This window comes from Pedobacter sp. UYP1, assembly GCF_040547305.1.
Classification (GTDB): Bacteria; Bacteroidota; Bacteroidia; order Sphingobacteriales; family Sphingobacteriaceae; genus Pedobacter.
In genome coordinates this window covers 52,961-74,682 of the sequence record NZ_JBEPPL010000004.1, presented here as the reverse complement: position 1 = coordinate 74,682, position 21,722 = coordinate 52,961, and the positions used below count along the sequence as shown (strand labels likewise).

The following is a 21,722-nucleotide window of genomic DNA, read 5'->3' as shown; positions in this document are numbered from 1 at the left end:
GTGATTCAGTTTAAAAGGTAAGTTGAACGCCTAAATTCCAGATACGAGGTCTTGGCGTAGCGAAAAAGTCGATATTTTGAGAGAAGGATGCATTTGAACCATAAGTCTGGTTAAATGTGTCTACCTCCGGATCATACCCTGTATATTTGGTAATGATAAACAGGTTTTGAACGTTTGCGTAAATTCTTAAACGATTGATGTGCAACTTCTGATTGACCGCTGCTGGTAAACTATAACCAACAATAAAATTCTGACCACGGATAAACGAACCATCTTCTACCCACCAGCTGTCAAAGTGTGAATCCTGAGCGAATTTATAGTTACGTACCTGAGAAACAGAGGTGTTTTGATTTTGTGGTGTCCATGCATTTAAAACTGTTGCCAAACTGTTCGAGATTGTTTGTCTGTCTTCAGCCGAATGTTTAAAGTTAGCTGCCGTATTTACGCCTTGAACAAAACGGATATCAAATGATAAATCCCAGTTTTTGTATTTAAAGCTACTGCTGAATGTTCCTGTCCATTTTGGATAAGCACGACCTATAATACTATAGTTCACCGAACCATCTGGATTGTAAAGATATTTTCTATCTCCAGGTTTTAATCCATGAGAAGCGGCATCAGCTGCTTCGTTTTCGCCATAAGTACCCAGACGTGTCATTCCATAAAATGACCCGATAGGTTCTCCTACGCGAACTACATAGTTCTGACCAAGGAAGTTGGGGCCAGGGAAAATATCTGCATTTCCATCATTTAACTTAATTACCTTATTCTTATTCGCTGAGAACAGGAAGCTGGTAGACCAGGTGAAGTCGTCAGTTTTAACATTGACTGTATTCAAACTAATTTCTATTCCGGAATTTCTAACTGAACCTACGTTTTTGTAAACATTTGCATTGGTAAAACCTGCCGACCATGGAATTGGAGTTTGGAGCAGTAAATCTTTAGTGACACGGTTATAATAATCAAAAGTCAGGTTAATTCTATCATTGAATAATCCTAATTCAACTCCTGCATCTGCTTGAATCGATCTCTCCCATTTCAAATCCTGATTACCAATATAACTAGGCAATAGGGTGGATTGAGCCGCACCACCTAACACAGTTGTGCTTGGCTGAATTTGTGATAAAGAACGTGCTTGTCCAATTTCCTGGTTACCTGAAGTACCATAACTTGCACGAATCTTTAAATTAGAAACAGTCTTACTGTTTTTAAGAAAATCTTCTTGTGAAACGCGCCATGCAGCACCTACAGAAGGGAAAAACGCATATTTGTTGTTTTTTCCAAATCTCGAAGATCCATCATAACGACCTGTAGCTGTAAATAAATATTTATCATCCAGACTATAGTTTACTCTTGCATAGAATGAACTTAAAGCAGATTTAGTATCATAAGATTCAGATGCCGATCTTACTGAACCAGCCTGAAGATAATGATATTGAAAAATATCATCGACAAAGTTCTGCGTTTCTGCACGAACTCTTTCATAACCAGTTTGCTGTAAAGAAGCTCCTATTAAGGCAGTAAATTTTTGACGGTCATTGATCTTTTTGTTCCATGTTAAATAATTCTCAGTCTGCCAGTAATAATTATCGTAAGCATTGATATTGGCTACACCGCCTTCATCTTGTGATAAGTGAGGTAAATTTTGAGAAGAAAAGAAATTATTTTTGTTTGAGCTCAGGTTATATCCGAAATCGGTTTTAAAGTCAAGTTCACTGGTGATATGGAATAAAGCGTACACATTACCGAGCATCTGCAAAGTATTGTTGATCGTATATCTGTTGTTTGCAATATCAATTGGATTTGGCGCACCTTCTAATCCGGCAATATCAAAATTTCCGGCAGAAATGCCATTAGGATATCTTATCGGTAAAATCGGTACTTCTTCAGCTACCGCTCTTGCCACGTTCAAACTTCCATTACCATCGGTAACTAAACGTTGTATACTTCTGATCAAGTTCACATTACCCCCTATTTTCAGCCAGCTTTTCACGTCATTGTCCAAGGTCATCTTCACAGAGTAGCGTTTAAAACCTGAAGTAGGAGCCAGTCCTTTTTGATTCAGATAACCTAATGATAAACTATACAGTGATTTTTCATTACCACCTTGTACATTTAACTGATGATTTTGTGAGAAAGCAGGTTTATAAGTTTCCTTTTCCCAGTTTGTATCGTAAAGAGGTTTATTATTTGTATCAAATAACAGTGGATAATTTGCATAATTCAATGCTTTTGGAGGAGTCCATACACCACCTGCCGGGTCAAATTTCGTACCATTGGCATAAGCCTCATTATACACTTTCAGAAATTCTTCTGAATTTAAAGTTTTCACATGTCTGTATAACTCACTTACGTTTGCATTGGCCTCGTAACTAATTTGTGTTCCCTCTCTGCGCCCTCTTTTCGTGGTGATCATAATGACACCATTTGCACCTCTGGAGCCATAAATAGCCGTAGAAGAAGCATCTTTCAGTACTTCTAATGAAGCCACGTCATTTGGGTTAATCGAATTGGGATCAACACCAGCGACACCGTCAATTACATATAAAGGGTCAATATTGGAGTTAATAGATCCGATACCCCTTACCCTTACTTTAGCAGCAGTTCCTGGAGCTGCACTGTTCAAACTCACCTCAACACCTGCTATTTTACCCTGCAGCGCCTGAGAGATATTTGCCACTGGTTTATCCATCAGCTGTTCCCCTTTGATCGTAGTAACTGCCCCGGTCAAATCTGATTTCTTTACTGTACCGTAGCCTATGACAACTACTTCACTCAGATTATCTGCCTTTTCATCTAACTGGATATTGATGACACTTCTACCGGTCACATTTCTCTCCTGTGGTGTAAAGCCAGTGGAAGAGAAAACCAGGATAGCTTTATCATCTGCTAGCTGAATTTGATAATTACCAGTGGCATCAGTTATTGTACCTCCCGCTGCCCCTTTTATTTTGATACTAACCCCGGGAATGGGCAGGTTGTCTTTTAAACCGGTGACCTTCCCGGTAACTTTAATTTGTGCCATCACCTGCAGGGAAAGCAGCGAAAGCAAAATGGAGTAAATAAATGCTTTTTTCATAATTTGGTTTTTAGTTGTTGGTTGGTTTTTGGTGTGGTTATATGATCGTTTAAAGCTATTCGACTGTTAATTTTTGGCTGCCCATTGTTTAAGAGATTCAACAGCATCAAATAAAACTCCTGCTTCGCCTCTGAAATCACCCGACCCTTTGGCTTCGCCGGTTTGTACATTATACCATTCATAAAATCCATTATGGGCAATTGCACGATCTACCATAGGCATTAATTCTTCATAAGCTTCCTTAACCAGATTATGTGTGATTAAACCATTAATCATCCGGCCACCGAACCAAGTCCAGTCACCGCCATTTTGATAAGAATAAGGAAGCATGTTTGGAAATTCATTTTCCGGATAAGGAGGGTAAATTGTAAAACCTATAGTTGCATACTTCTCTTTTGATGCTGCAGCTACGATTTGAAGGTTGATTTGCTGTATCTCTTTTAGGGTATTAAAGCCAGCCAGAATTGCACATACTGAGCCGCCGGAATATAAGATCTTATCCTCGTCAAATGTTTTGGAGAAGGGACTACCATTCAAGTATAAATGAGGTCTGTATTTTTGAGCTGCTGACATCCACAAGTGTTTGCGGACATTTGCCTTGATTGTACCAGCCAGCTTTGCCCAGTCCTGTTGTGTCTTGTAGTTTTCTGGTTTTATGGCCAGAAAATCATTGATGGCCATAACAAACATGGCATTATCATAAATATCAATTGCCCATTTGGTATGCGCATTGATCGCTACTCCCCAGCCCTTTTCTGGTTGTACATCTCCCCAATCAACGGTAGTAGCTCCTTTTACCAGGCCGTATTTATCTGACCACCTGTCTTTTAAGATATAGGAGAAAGATTCTTCCATACGCTGCAAAATGGTTTTAGCTCCAATACGTTCAGAAAGAATACTCCTATCTCCTGTAACGTCAACATATTTCCTGACCGCTTGTACTAATGATGATTCCTGGTCAGTTTCTACCGTATTTTTATGCGCTGCCCATCCTGGTAATAAAGCAGAATAACGGTATTGATATCCGCCATTTGCTTTAGCACTATCCACTACACCATCTACAATATTTCCATCATCACCCTGGATTTTAAAGAACATCAGAAGCATATTTCTGACTTTCTCTTTGGGCTGTATTTTTAAAGAGCCTTTAATGAATGTGTTAAAATCCCTGATCCATACCTCGTCATAAGATGTACCTGCAGAAAACCCGGTAAGTAGTTGAATTGCTCTTGCCTGAATCGTATCTAAACGAGTATCAGCGCGTATGGAGCTGGCAAGTGCTGCTCTATCTGCTACCTGTGCGGTAGATTGCAGATGTAGTAAACAAAAAACAGCAGAAAAAAGGAGTAAATATTTTTTCATTCAGTTTTATTTAAATACAATAAATAAAAGCGAACATGATTCCGGTTTTAAGAGAAAAACATGTTTGCAGTCTATATTTGGTTGTCAATAGTTATGTACAAACATAGAAGTATTCTAGCTATTTCCAAATTTTAGATGATCTTTTTTCATATTGATAAAACGGTTAAGCTTTATCCGGGTTTGATTACCATTTTACTTATTATTTACAGATAATATTGATAATAATTTTGATAACATTTAACTTCTCGTCTGAGTAACATTTTTGTTCATCAAACTTAGGCTGAAATGATCAGTTTCGAGGTGTGAATTCACAGCATACATATACCTACATTCCTATTTGCTATGTATGTACTAAAAAGCTTAATTTTATAGCCGATAATCGAATCATTATTAAGTTGACCATGAATATTTCCATTGACCATAAAAGTCATATCCCACTTCACATCCAGGCCGAACTCCTATTGAGAGAGCTGATCAAAGATCCAGCTTACCAGGCAGGTAAACTATTACCTAACGAAGTAGATCTTGCTAAGAAGCTGGCTATCTCCAGAACTACACTTCGGCAAGCCTTGAACAAATTGGTTTATGAGGAATTATTAGTCCGGAAAAAAGGGTATGGAACAAAAGTAGCTCCATCAAAAATAAGCTCTAAATCAATGAATTGGCTTAGTTTCTCTCAAGAAATGAAAGCCAGAGGAATACCTGTCAGAAACTATGAACTTCACCTGAGCTGGGTCTATCCAGACGAACAGATTGCCAACTTATTTGATATTAAAACAGATAAAAAAATCTTGAAATTAGAACGTCTACGAGGTGGATCTGATGGTGCTTTCGTTTATTTCATTTCTTATTTTCATCCCAGGATTGGTCTTACAGGAGAAGAAGATTTTAAGCAGCCTTTATATGAAATGCTTGAAACAGAACATTCAGTAATCGCGAATTTATCTAAGGAAGAAATCAGTGCTATAACAGCAAACAAATTCATTGCCGGTAAATTAGAAGTGGAGACCGGAAGCCCTATTTTATTTAGAAAAAGATTTGTCTATGATCAGGGTGATCGTGCAATAGAGTATAATTTAGGTTATTACAATGCAGAGAGCTTTATTTATACCGTAGAAAGCCGGAGAAATCACTAGATTTTAATTGATTTTAAAAAGGCCTTTGAATATTTAAGAGAAATGTCATATGTTTGGACATTACAACATAAAACCAAACAATGACTGATACTTACAAAGACGGAATAAATACCGATATCGGCTCCTTGCGAAATACGACGCAGTTTATTATTCCAGCAAAAAAAGCTCAAACTTCCAGGCACGGATACGATATCTACCCTGCTTTTAAAATTGAAGACACGATAAACACTGATTTCAATAGTTTGTCTGAATGGATCATCAGTCAGTCTCAAAATATTATTATTGATGGTTACTCTGGTGTCTATTGGGACCTTTTTGTAAAACAGCTTAATCAGCATTTAACACAAAAAGGCAAAACCGTTCATTGGATTACAATAGATACTGCACTGAAACCCAACTTGGTAATTGATCAGCTGATTGAAGACCATCTTCAATCAGCTGATCCTGTATTTGGTAAAAGATATGACGGAGAACTGAAAGACTTTTTTGATCCTGCAAAACTCAGTTTAATTCAACCTGATCCCCAAGAATTCACCATTATCTATGGTTGCGGAGCAGCATTAGCTACTGTAGATGCAAAAATCATTTATATCGATGTTCCCAAAAATGAGATACAGTTCCGTTCCAGAGCAAATCATTTGCATAACTTGGGTTCATTAGCAGTTACGGATCCCAAAGCACAGTATAAACGTTTCTATTTTATAGACTGGCCGGTTTTAAACAAGCATAAACAGCAGTTATTAGCCAATATTGATATCATAGTTGACGAACAGCGGGTCACAGAGATATCCTGGATGACAGGTATAGCATTACGCAAAGCATTAACCAAAATGTCCAGACATGCTTTCAGAGCCAGACCATGGTTTGAGCCCGGAGTATGGGGCGGACAGTGGATCAAGGATAATATAACCGGTCTGAATCAATCTGTTATAAACTATGCCTGGTCATTTGAACTGATTGCTCCTGAAAATGGAATTGTAATGGAAAATGGAGGCCAGTTACTCGAAGTAGCTTTTGATCTGCTTCTTTTTCATAATAATCAGGCAATTTTAGGTAAAGCAGCCAAACGTTTCGGTTATCATTTCCCTATACGTTTTGACTTCCTCGATACCATGGATGGCGATAAATTATCCTTACAATGCCATCCTGCTGTAGCTTATACTAAAGAACACTTTGGTGAGGATTTTACCCAGGATGAGACTTATTACATACTGGACCACCAGGAACAGGCCAAAGTGTATCTAGGTTTCCAGGAAAACATTGATCAGGATGAATTTAAGCTGGTGCTGGAAGACAGCTTTAACAACCACACACCCGTAGCGGTAGAAAAGTATGTACAGACATTTAATTCTAAAAAACATGAGTTATTTCTGATTCCAAATGGTACTGTTCATAGTTCAGGCAAAAACAACCTGGTTTTAGAAATTAGTGCAACACCTTATATTTTCACTTTCAAAATGTACGACTGGCTCCGTCCTGATTTAAATGGTAAACCCCGGCCACTGAATATTGACCGCGCTTTCGCCAACCTGAATTTTGAAAGAAAGGGTGAGGTAGTTAAGGATACGCTGATTGCGAAACAAAGTATCATTAACCAGGGCGATGACTGGCAACTTGTTAACCTGATTACTCATCCTGATCATTTTTATGCGATTAACCGTTATGAATTCGACACGGTTATTGAAGGTCGTACCGAAGGGCAGTGTCATATCCTGAGCTTAGTAGAAGGAGACCTTATTTTGGTGAGAACTGGCGAAATGGAACTGGAAATTCATTATGCCGAAACCTTCATTATTCCTGCAGAAGCATTACAATACCAAATCATAAATAAAAGTAAGGGAAGAGCGAAAGTCCTCACTGCGTTTGTAAAAGACGAATGTTGTTAATCAATTTAAAAACCACCATCATGGGAACCACACCTAAAAGGCATCTATTTAAAACACTATTTATTGTTTTTCTGACGATAAACAGCTTCAATATATTTGCTCAGAAAGCAGGAGCCATTTTTACTGACATACAAATTCAGCCAACTATAGCTTATCTAAAATATCAGGGAGTAAGCAGAAGAATGGTCAGGTTGATTTTTAAAAATGGTAAAAACTATCAGCAGGCGGAAATCTATGTATCTTTTAATAACCTGACAGAAAAGATAAATATTCCTGCAAATAAGCAAGGGGCTGAGTCGTTGGAAATTCCGCTGCCAGGTATTCCAGTTACCAAGGCTACACAAGCAACAGTTTCAATTGCTGTTAACCATCAAACTTATACGGCGCGCTGCATTGTTGAACCGTCAAGGAGCTGGAATATCTATGTACTACCTCATTCACATGTAGATATCGGTTATACGAATACACAGTCTAAAGTGCTGAAACTACATCTGGATAATATAGACGAATCAATAGCGCTTGCAGAGAAAACACAGTACTACCCTGTTGCAGCACGCTTCAAATGGACAACCGAGGCTATGTGGGTGGTAGATAACTACCTTGCGCTTGCTAATCAGGAAAAAAAGAGCAGGTTCTGGAATGCAGTAAAAAAAGGATGGATCAGCCTGGATGGTGCTTACGGAAATATCAATACCAGTCTTACCGATTCCAGACAATTAATGCAAATGTTTGCTAAATCACAGAAACTGGCCAAAGCGCAAGGATTGGAAATTAACACTTTATTTCAGGGCGATGTACCAGGAGCTTCCTGGGGTTTAGCGGCACAGGTGGAACAAACAGGGATTAAATATTTCCTGTCCGGCCCAAATGCTTCAGACCGGATAGGAAACCTGGCCAAGTGGCAGGATATACCTTTTTACTGGCTCTCTCCTTCTGGCAAGCAGAAACTACTTTTCTGGCAATGCCAACCTTATTCATTGGGTTATCAGTTAAAAGGGGATAAAATACCTAACTTCTTTACGATCAAAGACCCAAAACCCTTCTACACAGGCCATCCTTCAGAAAACTTCCTGAACCCTTATTTATTTGACTATCTGGATGAATTAGCACAAAAAGGTTTTCCATACGACATGTCAATCCTAACCTGGGCAATGAGTGATAATGCGCCAATTGATCCTGAATTACCCGATGCCGTTAAAGCATGGAATGAAAAATATGCATCGCCGCAGCTTATTATCACTTCTACTAAGCAGTTTTTCACTGACTTCGAGCAAAAATACGCAGATAAAATCCCTTCTTTTGCGGGAGATTATACGGAGTACTGGACAGATGGGGTATCCTCTGCAGCTAGAGAAACCGCGCTTAGCCGGCAGCTGTCTGATCAACTTAAGCAAGCTGATGCGGTTTGGGCTATTCGTAATAAATCAGCCTATCCTGTTCAAAGCTTTGATGAAAGCTGGAAGAATTTATTATTATTTAATGAACATACCTGGGGCGCTTATAATAGCGTCTCTCATCCAGATGATGAAAAAGTAAAAAGTGAATGGGCGGTCAAACAATCTTATGTCTTGAAGGCTGGTGATATCATTGATACTTTAAGCATGTTATCTTTAAAAAGCGAGCTGAGTAAAGCTAATCAGTTAGATGTTTACAATACCGTTTCCTGGCCGCGTACAGATATAGTTTACGTACCAGCATCATTAAGCAAGCGTGGCGATCTCGTTAAAAACTCATCTGGAAAACCTGTACTTTCTCAGCGTTTGAACACTGGTGAACTGGCTTTTATAGCAGAACAAGTACCTCAAATGGGGAAAAGCACTTTTAGCATCAACGTTGGGGCAGCTTACCGCAAAGGTTCTGGAATGAATCAGATCTCTTCAAATACAATCAGTAATGGAGTCTATAAAATTGAGCTGGCGCCGCAAACGGGTGATATCAAAAAACTAGTTAAAATAAGTACTAACCGAAATTATCTATCTGCAGATTCTGCCGGCCTGAATCAATACTTGTATATGCCTGGTGATTCTATTGAGAAAATTCAATCCAGTTCAAATGCAAGGATAACTATCAAAGAAAAGGGGCCTTTGGTCAATAGTTTATTAATTACTTCTGCGGCTCCCGGTACCAATGGGATAACCAGGGAAATAAGGTTAATTAGCGGGCTTGATAAAATTGAATTAATCAATACTATTGATAAGAAAGCAATCAGGACAAAAGAAAGTGTTCATTTTGCCTTTCCTTTTCATATCCCAGATGCCAAAGTGCGTTACAGCATTCCATGGGGAAGCATTACAGCAGAAACAGATCAACTACCTTATTCCAACAGGAACTGGTATACGATGCAAAGATGGATAGACTTATCAAATAATGCTTATGGGGTAACTTTATCGAGCCCTGATGCACCATTATTTGAAATTGGAAAAATTACCACAGCCAATTTACTTGGAGGACTGCCACATGCACCACTATGGTTGTCTTTTACGCCTCAGTCTTCTCATATCTATTCGTGGGTAATGAATAACTTATGGCATACAAATTTCAGGGCCGATCAACAGGGAATGGTTACTTTCCGCTATTTTATTCAAGCACATGAGCGTGGTTATGATAGCTATCAGGCCAACCAAACAGGATTAAGTAACCACCAGCCATTGCTTGTTGCACCCGCTGCTGTAACTTTAGAAAAAGGCCTGCCCTTTACTGTTAATGGAACTCATACTTATATTGAGGCTATCAAAAAATCTGACGATGGAAAAGGGATTCTGTTACAACTTGTAAATTGTGGTGATCAGGATAGCCAGATTAATATCAGTCCGAAAAACAATTCCTCCCTCACGATTTGGGAAAGCGATCTTTTAGAAACACGCAAAAAGTCATTGAAGAACCACTTTACCCTTTCAGCAAAAGGGATAATGACAATTTATATTGAAAATTGAATCAATCTTGAACAGCCATGAACCAAAAGAATGACCCACAGGTATCCTCTCCAAAATCAACCGTTTTTTTAATAGCAATTACTTTAGTAGCTACATTGGGCGGCCTGCTATTCGGCTTTGATATGGCCGTTATTTCGGGAGTATTACCTTTTGTAAAACAACAATTTAGTTTATCACCAGCGGCAGAAGGCTGGTTTGTTTCTTCAGCACTGGTAGGCTGTATTATTGGTGTCGCTTTTGCCGGGGCACTAAGTGATCGTTTTGGCAGAAAGAAAATGCTGATGTTATCAGCAATTCTATTCTTGTTATCTGCAGTCGGTACTGCTGGCTCTGCTGATTATACCATATTAATTCTGGCAAGGATGATGGGCGGCATGGGTGTCGGTGTGGCGTCCATCGTCGCCCCCTTGTATATTTCAGAAATAGCTCCGGCGGCTATCCGAGGCCGGCTGGTTACTTTTTATCAGCTGGCGATAACAGCAGGTATTCTTGTTGCATACTTAACTAATGCGGGTTTATTAAATCTATCATTAACTTATCATCAGCAATCTCTGGGAGAACTATTGGATTATATATTGATTAAGGAAGTATGGAGAGCTATGCTGGGTCTTGGGGTCATTCCATCTCTGTTATTCTTGGTTGGACTATGCTTTGTACCAGAGAGTCCAAGATGGTTGATTCATCAGGGAAGAGAAAAGGAAGGTATAAGTATATTGACCAGGATCAATGGTTCCGCAAATGCGGCTGCCGATGTCATATTACTCAAAAAAACGCCAGAAAAGGAATCAGGTTCTTACAAAGAATTATTTGCAAAAGAGATGAGAAGGCCGTTATTGATTGGTTTGTTACTCCCTTTATTCTCCCAGTTCAGCGGGATCAATGCGATCATCTATTATGGGCCCCGTATTTTAAACGATGCAGGAATAAATATTAGTAATGCCTTGTTAGGGCAGATTATTTTCGGTTTGGCAAATTTCCTTTTCACGCTGATCGCTGTGTGGAAAGTCGACCAGATGGGGCGCAGGCCACTTTATATCATTGGTTCAATTGGTGCGACTATTTCATTGTTTTTTACAGGCTGGTGCTTTTACAGCGGAGCGACAAACAATATTGCATTGGTTATAAGTATCATTTTATTTCTTGCTTGTTTTGCCTTCTCTATAGGGCCTTTAAAATTTGTAATTGCCTCAGAGATTTTTCCAACGAGAATTCGTGGAAGAGCCATGGGGTTAAGTATCATGGTCATGTGGATTGCAGATACAATAGTGGGTCAGTTAACTCCTTTATTGCTCGGCTCTGCTGGCGCAGCAATCACGTTCTGGTTTTTCGCTTCCTGCTGCCTGGTTTCCTTTATAGTAGTTTATAAAATGGTACCCGAAACTAAAGGAAAGTCTTTGGAAGAGGTGCAGGATATCTTTATACATTAACATCAATAATTAAGTATCAAGCGTTTCATATCAAAGAATACTTATATAAAGATATATAGAGGTCTATATATCTTTATATAAGTATTCTTTGATAAGCAATGTTATTTTAATCCTCCCTGGCCTTGATATAAGCTCACAGGTTTATCCAGCTCCAGCGCCAGCACCGACATGTATTCATCCTGTGTATCTTCAGGAACATCAATAAATACTAATCCCGGAACCGGACTCCAGGAGATTTTACCAACTATTTTGGGTTCAATTGTTCTGGAAGTACCAACTACACGAATCTTTTTGATGGTATTCTTCAATCCTTTTACCACTACATTTCCGGAAACCTTTCCCGGAAGAAATAGGTACAACGTAGTAGAATCTTTTGATAAAGTAGTAGGTCCATAGAAATGGCCTTGTGGTAAACCACCTAATGTATTAAAAATGGCTTCTCCATTTTTCTTATTCCATTTGCCCAGTTCTTTCAGAATATGAACCTCCTGTTCTGGTAGCGTACCGTCTTCTTTCGGGCCAATATCCAGCAGCATATTTCCACCATTGCTGATGGCATCTGCAAAAATGGAAATCACTTCAGCGGGTGTTTTCCATGCGGTATCCTGCGGCTGATAACCCCAGTTATTATTAATCGTCATACAAAGCTCCCACCAGTTAAAATGAGGCCTGCTAACCGGGAAATTCTGTTCAGGCGTATCGTAATCGCCATAACCTTGCAAACGTCCGTTAAGGATAGCATCCGGCTTGATTTTTAAAATATTCTGACGGATCAACGGTGCTTTCCATTCGGCAGCAGAATGTTCCCAATCTCCATCAAACCACCACAAATCAGGTTTAAATGTTTTATTTACCTCATCAATCTGAGCCTGGTTGAAAGTCAGAAAACGCTGCCAGCGCGCCGGATCATCACTTATTTTATAACGCGTACTATCTTTTGTAAATGCTGGATAATCTGGCGAACTCCAGTCTATCAAAGAATAATAAGCACCGCGTTTGATCCCCTGTTTATCAAGAGCTGCATAAAATGGCGTCAGCAGATCTCTTTTTGCAGGTGTATTTTTGACAACGCTATAATGTTTTTGTTTGGTGTTCCAAAGCGCAACACCATCATGATGTTTAGTGGTCATTACTGCATATTTAGCGCCACTCTCCTTAATTAATGCGGCCCAAGCTTCAGGATCATATTGAGCAGCGGTAAAGCCGTTTAGCTGTTTCATATAATCGGCGTGGCTAATCTTTTTATTATAAAAACTCCAGCTTTCATCGATTCCGTTCACCGAGTAAATACCCCAGTGAATGAATATCCCTAGTTTTGCATCGGCAAACCATTGCATTTTAGTCCTGATAGCGTCAGGATTAATCTTTGATTGTGCTGTTACAGCGGTAACAAGCATCGTGGTCATCAAAAAAAAGCAGCTTAATCTTAAAAGGAACCGTCCTATCATAATTGTTTGTTATTTGGTTCATAAACATATGATTTATCTGTTTTTTTTATTGAATAATTCCCCTGAAATTTTTATTCCTCCTGAAAATAATACAAAACCAGCTGTTCATAAAAAGACCTGCACAGGCATATATAACTCCGGTTAACAATTGATTAATGAGTAGTACATGTACTGGAATTTCCCTCCTCATTCAATAACTAAAGACAACAAAAATTTAATCCTTTAGGCTATTAAATAATTCTCAGAACTGCTGACATAGGGCTGTCACCACCCGGCCGTTCCTTAGCAGTTCAATAAAACAAAAAATGAGAAAATTAGACTTGACAAAACTTTTTAAAACTTATTACTCCGCAGGTAAAGCTCCCGCTTTATTAGACCTGGATCAAGCTAACTATATAGCCATTTCAGGTATTGGAGACCCAAACGACCACCCTTTCGCAGCTAAGGTTCAAGCTTTATACGCAACCGCTTATGCCATAAAGTTTATGCATAGAGCAATTAATCAGGATTTTATGATATCAAAACTGGAAGGCTTATGGGACCTTGATGCACAAACTCCCCGTGCAAAATGGAAATACAAATTACTGATCCGGATGCCTGCTTATATTCAGCAAGAATCGTTGTGTACTGCTATTGAACAAGTCACTTCAAGAAAACAGCTACTTTTAGCTAAAGAAATAGAACTTTATACGATGCGGGAGAGCAACGTGGTACAAGTACTTCATACAGGGCCTTTTAGTACAGAACCTGATGCTATACAGCAACTCCATGCTTTTATCGCAAAAAAAGGTCTGCAGAAAACCGGGTTGCATCATGAAGTTTATCTGAGTGATTTTAGAAACACGGTTCCTGAAAAACTAAAAACCATATTGCGGCAACCTGTAAAGTAATCAGAATTGAATTTGATCGGGCTTAATATTTTCTATACGATTTGCAAGTAGCCAGCCTTTGAACAGTTCAGTATCCGTAGCTCTATAATGAACGATTTTGCCATCCTTAAGCAAAATTGTAAAAATGTCTACGGCACATATGAACTTGTGCAATAAATGTGCGGCGTACTCAAAATCCGGATAGGTATCCGTCAAATCCAAAATTAAACTCTTTGTCATCGTATAAATAGTCAATTGATTAATTATAAATACAGGTGTTTGAAATGTAGTCCCTGTAGGTACTACACTTCAATCCTGTATTTTCAAAACACCCCCAAGAGGTTAATACCTACTCACAAAACTCGTCACATCCTATGGAAAACCAAATACGTAAAAACAAGTAAATCGAGTACGTAAAACAGCGTATTTTGTGAACAAAGCCTCATTTAAATAGAATTACAGGATCATTCATTAAGTTTTTTGATCAGCTCCACTTTATTGGAGACACCCACTTTTATGAAAATATTCTGTACATGTTTTGATACCGTTCTCTCAGAAATGAACAATTCTTCAGCAATAGATTTATACTTTAATCCCTTATCAATCAGTTTTACAATTCCCGTTTCCCTGGCCGTTAAATTGTAAAGTTTACAGTTCAGCTCATATCTTTCTTCCTGCTTGACCTGCCCCTTATTCATCTCCTGTAATAATTTATACTCAGCCTTCGACTCTTTAATGGATTGTCTGATGAAAATAATGGTCATAATGCAAAAACCACTATTACAAACCAATACCTCTACTGTCTGACTACAATCCATATAAACAATAACTGGTAAAATTGACCACGGTAAAACAGCACAGCAGACAATTACAGCATTGATAATATTTTCACTGTTTACATTCTCTTTTAATTTTTTATAAACCTCTTTAAAAATCGCATAGACAAAATATCCACCATATAACATGGGTATAAAAAGCCCCCGCTGACTGGCATTGTCCAGATCTCCATCCAGAGAATAACCAATAATAAAAAATAAGACAAAGGGAGCAACGATAAACAGCAATGTTCCATAATAGGCCAGAAAACGAAGTTTTTTCAACTCATATACCTTATAAAAATAATAAGGTATATAAGCAGCCATCAAAAATCCGCTGCTATAGGCTATAATATTCTGAAGAATAACAGGCAATGGAATGCGTTCATCAGGAAAGAGATTTGCACCGAAATTATAAATCAGCAATAAAAAAAGTAAGATCAGATAGAACAACCTTTTTTTATCCTGCGGTCTGAACAAGTAATAGATAAACTGGAAAAAGAATATAAGACATTCGAATAACACAAAAATGAAGGTTATCAGCTCCATTTCTGTACCGAAGACTAGCATAGGACGAATAGATTAATGTGATTAGTTATCACGACAAAATTTATAGCTAAAACAAAATTAACCATACAAATAAAGCGTTTTTATTTAAGCTAAACTAATAATTGTCTATCTGAAATCCAAAACACCTGAATAATTGCATTATTTCCTCAGACTTACAGGTTTTATTCCTGAAAAGAGTAATTTATTAACCGCATAAGCTAAGAAAGTATGATTGTTTGCCCTGTTTTAACTGATTCATCGCAAGCAAACGCAATTCTTAAACTATTTATCGCATCGTTTGAAGAACTAGTCAAATCTATATCTTCCAAAATTGATTTTAGAAAATATTGTTGTTCCCGGTTACAAAGCTCCTGGTGATCTGGTTCATCAGCTAGATCAATCCAGGTATCCTGCTTTATAAAACGATCCTGGTCGTCCAGCGCTGCATAATGTACTTTTATGGATTCCGTTTTTGTATGCGCGGCTATAGATGCTGATTTACCTGTTCCTGCTGCATCCTTCGCTACAATTGACACTGCTCCATTCGGCCCGATCACATCCTTAATGAAAAACGCAGTTTCACTCATCATAGGCCCCCATCCAGACTCATACCAGCCTACTGAACCATCCTCGAAACGAATCTGCAACTGTCCATAGTTATAAGTATCCTCACTGATATCAGTGGTAAGCCTGGCCCCAATAGCATTCACCTGAACAGGTTTAGATCGTGTCATCTGGCACATTACATCAATATAATGCACTCCGCAATCTACTATAGGGCTTAAACTCTTCATCAGGTTACGGTGTACCAGCCATTTTGCTCCCTGGCTCTGCTGATTTAAATTCATCCGCATAACTAGTGGTTTTCCTAATTCTGAAGATAGCTCGATAAACTTCTGCCACGAAGGATGATAGCGTAAAATATACCCTACCAATAATTTCTTACCAAATTTTTGAGCCGCATCAACTACACGCTGTGCCCCTTCCAGAGAATCAGCCAGAGGCTTTTCTATAAAAACATGGCATCCGTTTTCCATTGCCTGAACTGCAAATGTCTCATGGGTATCCGGATAAGTAGAAATACAGACTGCATCTGGACTGGTAGCCTTCAAAGCCTCTTCATAATCACTGAAAAGCGGATAGCTACCCCCTAACTGTTCATTTAAAACTATTTTGCTATTTCCTGTCGAAACCAGTCCGCAGATTTCAAATCCTTCTAAAGTATGGTAAGCGGTAGCATGGGAAGCCCCCATGTTACCGCAACCTACTACAAGTACCCGCAGGTTCTTTTTATTTAAAGTCATTATATTTTATTCCATTAAGCGCCTAAACTCCATCCTTGACGATATTCTCTTTTGATGTATTGATTGACCTCATCAAAATTCGTCACTCTGAGATTTTGCTTATCCCATAGTAATTTAATGTCCCTCCCAGGATAATCAAAACCGGTTCCAGTAGCTTTTGCTTTCTGAATTTCAGTACCTCTGATCGCCAGATTAGCAATTAACAGCGTCTCAGTCAAAGGCCCTGCAATATCAAAAGGAGAACTTAACTGTATTTTGCCATAACCAGCAATAGCAGCCTCTACCCATTGCCAATAATGTCCGTCTACACCACCTTTCACTCTCTCTATCTTTTGTTTAGTATGGACCTCATTATTGCGCGACAAGGGTAAAAGTCTCGGGTTAGAACCATAAACATCACACATCATTTTACCTTTCGTTCCCTCAAATAAAACTCCGTTGGCTCCAAAGCTCTCATTTGCACCCAATTCCTCCGGACGTGCCGGCTTAATACCTCCATCCATCCAGTGAATCTGCAAATCATCCTTCGTCTTTTTAGTTTTCTCAAACGTCATAATTACATGACTCGAAGGAGGGCAGCTATCCGGGAAATATCCACGTTTAAATTCATCTACATAAATACTTCCAACACTACATTGCACATCAATCGGTGTACTTAAGCCTAATACCCTGAAAGGCGGTTCCACCAAATGGCAGCCCATATCTCCGATTGCTCCGGTTCCATAGTCCCACCAACCGCGCCAGTTAAAAGGAACTAATTTATCGATATAGGGTTTATTGGGTGCACTGCCCAGCCAAAGATCCCAGTCCAGTTCTTTCGGCACGGGCGTACCACCCGCAGCAGGCCACGGAATTCCCTGTGGCCATATCGGACGATCAGTCCAGCAATACACATTATGTACCTTTCCAATCACACCATCATCGCACCAATCCTGTAGCTGTCTTACACCATCTCCTGATGCGCCCTGGTTACCCATCTGTGTAACTACACGGTAACGCGCAGCTGCTTCTGTTAATTTACGCGCCTCATAAATATCATGAGCCAAAGGTTTCTCCACATAAACATGTTTCCCTAACTGCATAGCAGCCATAGCGATCATGGCGTGGTTATGATCTGGTGTAGAAACCACTACACCATCAATATTTTTGCCTTCTTTCTCCAGCATCTCGCGGTAGTCCTTGTAATATTTTGCTTTAGGGAAGCTCTTTACCGAATTTGCAGCTCTTCTGTCATCTACATCACAGAGAAAGGCAATATCAGCTTTTCCGCCTTTATAGATATTGCTTAAATTACTCTCTCCTTTTCCTCCTACCCCAACACCAGCAACCATTAAACGGTCACTAGGTGCCAAAAAACCCTTTCCACCTAAAACATGGCGGGGCACAATCATGAATGCTGCTGCGGCAATCGCAGAGTTTTTAATAAAGTCTCTTCTTGAATTATCAGCAGTTGAATTTTTTTGCTCTTCAATCATAAATTTTTTATTTACCTAAATCCTTGATTCTTATATTTTTGAACTGTACTGGAGAACCATGGCCCAAAAAACCAATATGGCCACTATCACGGCTTAATCCAGGATGTTTCTGCCCATCAGCAGCACCATTTTTCCGCGCATCGGTAATATCTGCATCCAGAATAGATGTGCCATTTAAAATCACTTTAACCTTAGACCCTTTTACAATTACTTCTTCATAATTCCATTCTCCGACAGGCTTCAGGAATCCTTTTTTTGCAGCAATGGTTCCATAGATTGACCCGTGAAACTGATAAGCATGCAAATCTTTATAAATCGGTGCGTCATTATCTAAAATTTGCAGTTCCATCCCTTCGTATGCGGCGTCTCCCTCAAGCGGAGCCCTGATTCCCAGTCCATTATTTGCACCCGGGGTCAATTGAAATTCAAAGCGGAACACAAAATTGCTATATTCATCTTTCGTGAATAAATTACCGCCAGAGCCTTTTCCTGGTTTAGGACGGATAGCTATATTTCCATTCTCAATTACATAATCAGTAGTATTTCCCATCCAGTTATGCATATTAGTACCGTCAAATAAAACTTTAAAACCTTCTTTTTTTTCTGCCGGACTTAATTCAAATGGCTTTTCACGCGGAATTTCTCTGATATACACATCGCGATAAGCAACCGGAGAGCCATGTGCCTGTAACTCAATCTGCTCTTCTGCAAAGATCGGCAGCGTTCTGTCCCAGTAATTTTCAAGAATCACATTATCTGTTACTAATTCACCATTTAAATAAACCGTAACACGATCTCCTTTCATTAAAATACGAAAGGTATTCCACTCATCCAGCTTATTATCAGCAACCTTCAAAGGCTTACTTTCATTCACCTGGTTATTATATAAACCACCTGAGCCAACCTGTGCACCTTCTTTTACCCTTGCATTATCCCAGATTTGAACCTGTGGAGATCCACGGAGATAAATTCCAGCATCACCTTTCTGCTTATGATCGTCAATGATTTTCCAGTCCACCAACATTTCAAAATCACCATATTTTTTAATAGTCGCCAGGTTATTTCCATGGCTCATAAACAGCAGTTCACCATTAACTACATGCCAGCTATCCAGCATTTCGACATTAGCCTTTTCCTGTGCAGCAGCTAAATCTTTAGGATCCATTTTAGCTCTTTTGATTGGATCTTCAACTAACCCTTTCCAGCCAGTCAGGTCTTTTCCATTAAAAACCTGAACAAACCCTTCACCCTGCGGCATTTCAGCCAGATATTTACGTATAGCTTGCTTTTGATATTCACCATCTGCGCCTTTTAAAGAAGCGATCGTTTTATCCAGTAAGCCCCTTACAAAATCACCTTGATAAGATTTATCAGCTAATGCAATATTCATCACAGTATTGGCAGCAGTTGCCGCAAGCGCAGGATCATCAAGATATTTTCCTGCAAAAATCAACGAATTAAAGCATTTAGCATTTTCCGCATCTTTTAAAATTTGTTGTTGCTGTACTGGCATTTTCGCCAAAATCATCGCCTCGCGCAATAATAATAACCGCTGTTCCGCAGGGTAGTCACCTTTTCTGATCAAAGTCAGGTAACCATCAATTGCCTGGTTCGCCTGATCACTATTTTTAGTTTCTTTTGCAATCCGGATCAATGGTCTGGCAGCTTCACCATCCGCCCAAAAAGCCAAAGCAGCTATAGCAGATTTTTGCTGCTGTTCATTGCCGGTGTTGAAACCATTTTGAACCGCTTCCAGGCCTTTAGCTCCACCTAAACTAGCCAGCATTTTGTAAAAAAGAGGCTTTTTATCAGCAGCAGCTTTGTCCATTTGCTGTAATAGCTGATCTGTTTGCTCAATTTTATTTGCCGTTCCCAGATTAGCTGAAATAATTGCATCTTGTATACTAGTTAATGCGGTCTGATCAGAAGTCTCGTTCAATAGTGTGAACAATTGAGAAAGATTAGCACCCGTCACTACCGATTTTAAGGCAGTAAAAGCAGCTTGTCTGACTTCGGGATTCTTATTCTTCAGCAAATCAGTTATTGCAGGCAGCTGATCATTTGCTGCACGCGATGCCAGCAGGTTAATCAGGGTAATCTGCATTGCAGGATTCGATTTCGCTATGTATTGTGCCAACTGCGAGGTAATACCGTCACCTTTCATTCTTTTAACCGCATCAGACACTACTGCTGCGGTAGCCGCATCGCCTTTACTCATCACCCGGAGTAAATCACCTAAAACCAGGCTCTGACCTATATTTACAGCCGCATTGATTGCGGCATATTTAACCCCCTGATCATTGCTGTTCAATAATTTAAGTATGGCTGGTAAAGCATCTTTCGCCTCATTTGCACCCAGCATATTAATGATTTCTGCTTTCGTAGCTGCATCAGATTTGTCTAATTTACTAATCCAAAGAACTGTAGATGTTGGATTTAAATAAGGTACAGCAAATTTTAATGCTGCAGCGCGGTATTGACTATTCTTATCACCGACTGCTTCAATTAAGAGATTTGACCCTTGATCTTTACGACTGTCTGTCAATATCTTAAGCGCCGCAGAGCGAATACCATTCTGGTTGTCTGCCGATGCTTGTTTCAAAAAAGATTCTGCGAGCTGACCAGACAAAGTATTATTTCCATCTTTTAACAAATTTTCTGCATAAAGTAATGCTGACGCAGTAGCATTCGTATTTTCATATTGAAACCCACTTTTCTCTGCTGCTGCAGTCATTATTTTTTCTGACGAAGGGTCAGCGATATTAGCCAGCGCATACAATGCTACTTTTTTCAATTCCGGTTGATCACTACCAGCAAGTTTGTTAATCGCTTCTGCCGCATCTTTGGAGCGGCTATCTCCTAGTGCATTTACAATAGCCAGTTGTGACTGGCCGGTAGCCTTCGCCAGCCCGGTTAACAAAGCACTTTTTGAAGCCGGAGAGTTGATTTTCACCAAGGCTCTGGCTGCAGGATCTGAAAGCTGGCTATCGCTCAGAAAACCTTGTAAACAAGAAATGGCGCTATCATCTCCAACTAATTCCAGCTGACTAATAATGAAAGCTTTATTTTTGACATCAGATAATTTGGTCAAAGCCTTACAGTAAGCGCTAATGCTCATCTTTTTTGCGTTTTCACGCCCGGTTTTGCTTGCATAAGCAGAGAAACCACCTACCGCATATTCCAATAAAGCATTATTGCCTTTTCCCTGGTCGGCCATGCCACTAATCATCGTTGCATAGCCATCTTCTCCCATATTAGAGATTTCCTGCATTCCTGCATTTAACAATTCAGCATTTTGAGCAGGTAATTGTGCATATAAATCTGCAATTTGGGTTGTTGTTGTGCGCTGGTCGGTTTTCCCCTGGGCAAAAGCATCGTTTTGTAACAGGGCAACAGCCAGCAGTATAAAAAATATATTTTTTATCATGAGCTAGAATAA

At 39.3% G+C, this 21,722-nt stretch carries 12 protein-coding genes; 5 read left to right on the top strand and 7 right to left on the bottom strand.

Annotated elements, in window-relative coordinates:
* Nucleotides 1-10: 10 nt before the first annotated feature.
* Nucleotides 11-3,079 (bottom strand): SusC/RagA family TonB-linked outer membrane protein, encoded by a 3,069-nt coding sequence (locus ABIB30_RS10425; protein ID WP_354301743.1) that lies wholly within the window; start codon nucleotides 3,077-3,079, stop codon nucleotides 11-13.
* A 66-nt stretch (nucleotides 3,080-3,145) separates the two neighbouring features.
* Nucleotides 3,146-4,441 carry a glucosidase family protein gene (locus tag ABIB30_RS10420; protein WP_354301741.1) on the bottom strand — a complete coding sequence of 432 codons (1,296 nt, stop codon included), beginning with the start codon at nucleotides 4,439-4,441 and terminating at the stop codon, nucleotides 3,146-3,148.
* A gap of 401 nt (nucleotides 4,442-4,842) precedes the next feature.
* Here ABIB30_RS10420 and ABIB30_RS10415 point away from each other — a divergent pair, with 401 nt between their 5' ends.
* The 4 genes from ABIB30_RS10415 (at nucleotide 4,843) to ABIB30_RS10400 (ending at nucleotide 11,823) form a co-directional block, all read left to right on the top strand.
* A complete protein-coding gene (locus ABIB30_RS10415; protein ID WP_354301739.1) occupies nucleotides 4,843-5,577 on the top strand; it encodes a GntR family transcriptional regulator in 735 nt (244 codons plus the stop codon).
* 80 nt (nucleotides 5,578-5,657) lie between these two features.
* Nucleotides 5,658-7,463 carry a class I mannose-6-phosphate isomerase gene (locus ABIB30_RS10410; protein WP_354301737.1) on the top strand — a complete coding sequence of 602 codons (1,806 nt, stop codon included), beginning with the start codon at nucleotides 5,658-5,660 and terminating at the stop codon, nucleotides 7,461-7,463.
* Between the two features lie 20 nt (nucleotides 7,464-7,483).
* Nucleotides 7,484-10,396 (top strand): glycoside hydrolase family 38 N-terminal domain-containing protein, encoded by a 2,913-nt coding sequence (locus ABIB30_RS10405; RefSeq protein WP_354301735.1) that lies wholly within the window; start codon nucleotides 7,484-7,486, stop codon nucleotides 10,394-10,396.
* A 17-nt stretch (nucleotides 10,397-10,413) separates the two neighbouring features.
* Nucleotides 10,414-11,823, top strand: coding sequence for a sugar porter family MFS transporter (locus ABIB30_RS10400; protein WP_354301733.1), 1,410 nt, complete (start codon nucleotides 10,414-10,416; stop codon nucleotides 11,821-11,823).
* 101 nt (nucleotides 11,824-11,924) lie between these two features.
* Here the strand turns inward: ABIB30_RS10400 and ABIB30_RS10395 are convergent, their stop codons facing one another.
* Nucleotides 11,925-13,229, bottom strand: a complete 1,305-nt coding sequence (locus ABIB30_RS10395; RefSeq protein WP_354301731.1) for an alpha-L-fucosidase — start codon at nucleotides 13,227-13,229, stop codon at nucleotides 11,925-11,927.
* 347 nt (nucleotides 13,230-13,576) lie between these two features.
* On the opposite strand from ABIB30_RS10395, the gene ABIB30_RS10390 reads away from it, so the two are divergent.
* A complete protein-coding gene (locus ABIB30_RS10390) occupies nucleotides 13,577-14,161 on the top strand; it encodes a GyrI-like domain-containing protein (protein ID WP_354301729.1) in 585 nt (194 codons plus the stop codon).
* 443 nt (nucleotides 14,162-14,604) lie between these two features.
* On the opposite strand, the gene ABIB30_RS10385 is transcribed toward ABIB30_RS10390, so the two are convergent.
* The 4 genes from ABIB30_RS10385 to ABIB30_RS10370 form a co-directional block, all read right to left on the bottom strand.
* Nucleotides 14,605-15,525, bottom strand: a complete 921-nt coding sequence (locus ABIB30_RS10385) for a response regulator transcription factor (RefSeq protein ID WP_354301727.1) — start codon at nucleotides 15,523-15,525, stop codon at nucleotides 14,605-14,607.
* A gap of 197 nt (nucleotides 15,526-15,722) precedes the next feature.
* Entirely contained in the window at nucleotides 15,723-16,808 is a 1,086-nt protein-coding gene (locus ABIB30_RS10380; protein WP_354301725.1) for a Gfo/Idh/MocA family protein, read from the bottom strand.
* A gap of 14 nt (nucleotides 16,809-16,822) precedes the next feature.
* Nucleotides 16,823-18,283: a Gfo/Idh/MocA family protein gene (locus ABIB30_RS10375; RefSeq protein WP_354301723.1), complete on the bottom strand. Its 1,461-nt coding sequence runs from the start codon at nucleotides 18,281-18,283 to the stop codon at nucleotides 16,823-16,825.
* A 7-nt stretch (nucleotides 18,284-18,290) separates the two neighbouring features.
* Nucleotides 18,291-21,710: a DUF1080 domain-containing protein gene (locus tag ABIB30_RS10370; RefSeq protein ID WP_354301721.1), complete on the bottom strand. Its 3,420-nt coding sequence runs from the start codon at nucleotides 21,708-21,710 to the stop codon at nucleotides 18,291-18,293.
* Between the last annotated feature and the right edge of the window lie 12 nt (nucleotides 21,711-21,722).

Excerpts from the sequence above, each read along its gene's own strand:
- ABIB30_RS10425 (WP_354301743.1), bottom strand. The coding sequence starts at position 3,079 with ATGAAAAAAGCATTTATTTACTCCATTTTGCTTTCGCTGCTTTCCCTG.
- ABIB30_RS10420 (WP_354301741.1), bottom strand. The coding sequence starts at position 4,441 with ATGAAAAAATATTTACTCCTTTTTTCTGCTGTTTTTTGTTTACTACAT.
- ABIB30_RS10415 (WP_354301739.1), top strand. The coding sequence starts at position 4,843 with ATGAATATTTCCATTGACCATAAAAGTCATATCCCACTTCACATCCAG.
- ABIB30_RS10410 (WP_354301737.1), top strand. The coding sequence starts at position 5,658 with ATGACTGATACTTACAAAGACGGAATAAATACCGATATCGGCTCCTTG.
- ABIB30_RS10405 (WP_354301735.1), top strand. The coding sequence starts at position 7,484 with ATGGGAACCACACCTAAAAGGCATCTATTTAAAACACTATTTATTGTT.
- ABIB30_RS10400 (WP_354301733.1), top strand. The coding sequence starts at position 10,414 with ATGAACCAAAAGAATGACCCACAGGTATCCTCTCCAAAATCAACCGTT.
- ABIB30_RS10395 (WP_354301731.1), bottom strand. The coding sequence starts at position 13,229 with ATGACCACGATGCTTGTTACCGCTGTAACAGCACAATCAAAGATTAAT.
- ABIB30_RS10390 (WP_354301729.1), top strand. The coding sequence starts at position 13,577 with ATGAGAAAATTAGACTTGACAAAACTTTTTAAAACTTATTACTCCGCA.
- ABIB30_RS10385 (WP_354301727.1), bottom strand. The coding sequence starts at position 15,525 with ATGCTAGTCTTCGGTACAGAAATGGAGCTGATAACCTTCATTTTTGTG.
- ABIB30_RS10380 (WP_354301725.1), bottom strand. The coding sequence starts at position 16,808 with ATGACTTTAAATAAAAAGAACCTGCGGGTACTTGTAGTAGGTTGCGGT.
- ABIB30_RS10375 (WP_354301723.1), bottom strand. The coding sequence starts at position 18,283 with ATGATTGAAGAGCAAAAAAATTCAACTGCTGATAATTCAAGAAGAGAC.
- ABIB30_RS10370 (WP_354301721.1), bottom strand. The coding sequence starts at position 21,710 with ATGATAAAAAATATATTTTTTATACTGCTGGCTGTTGCCCTGTTACAA.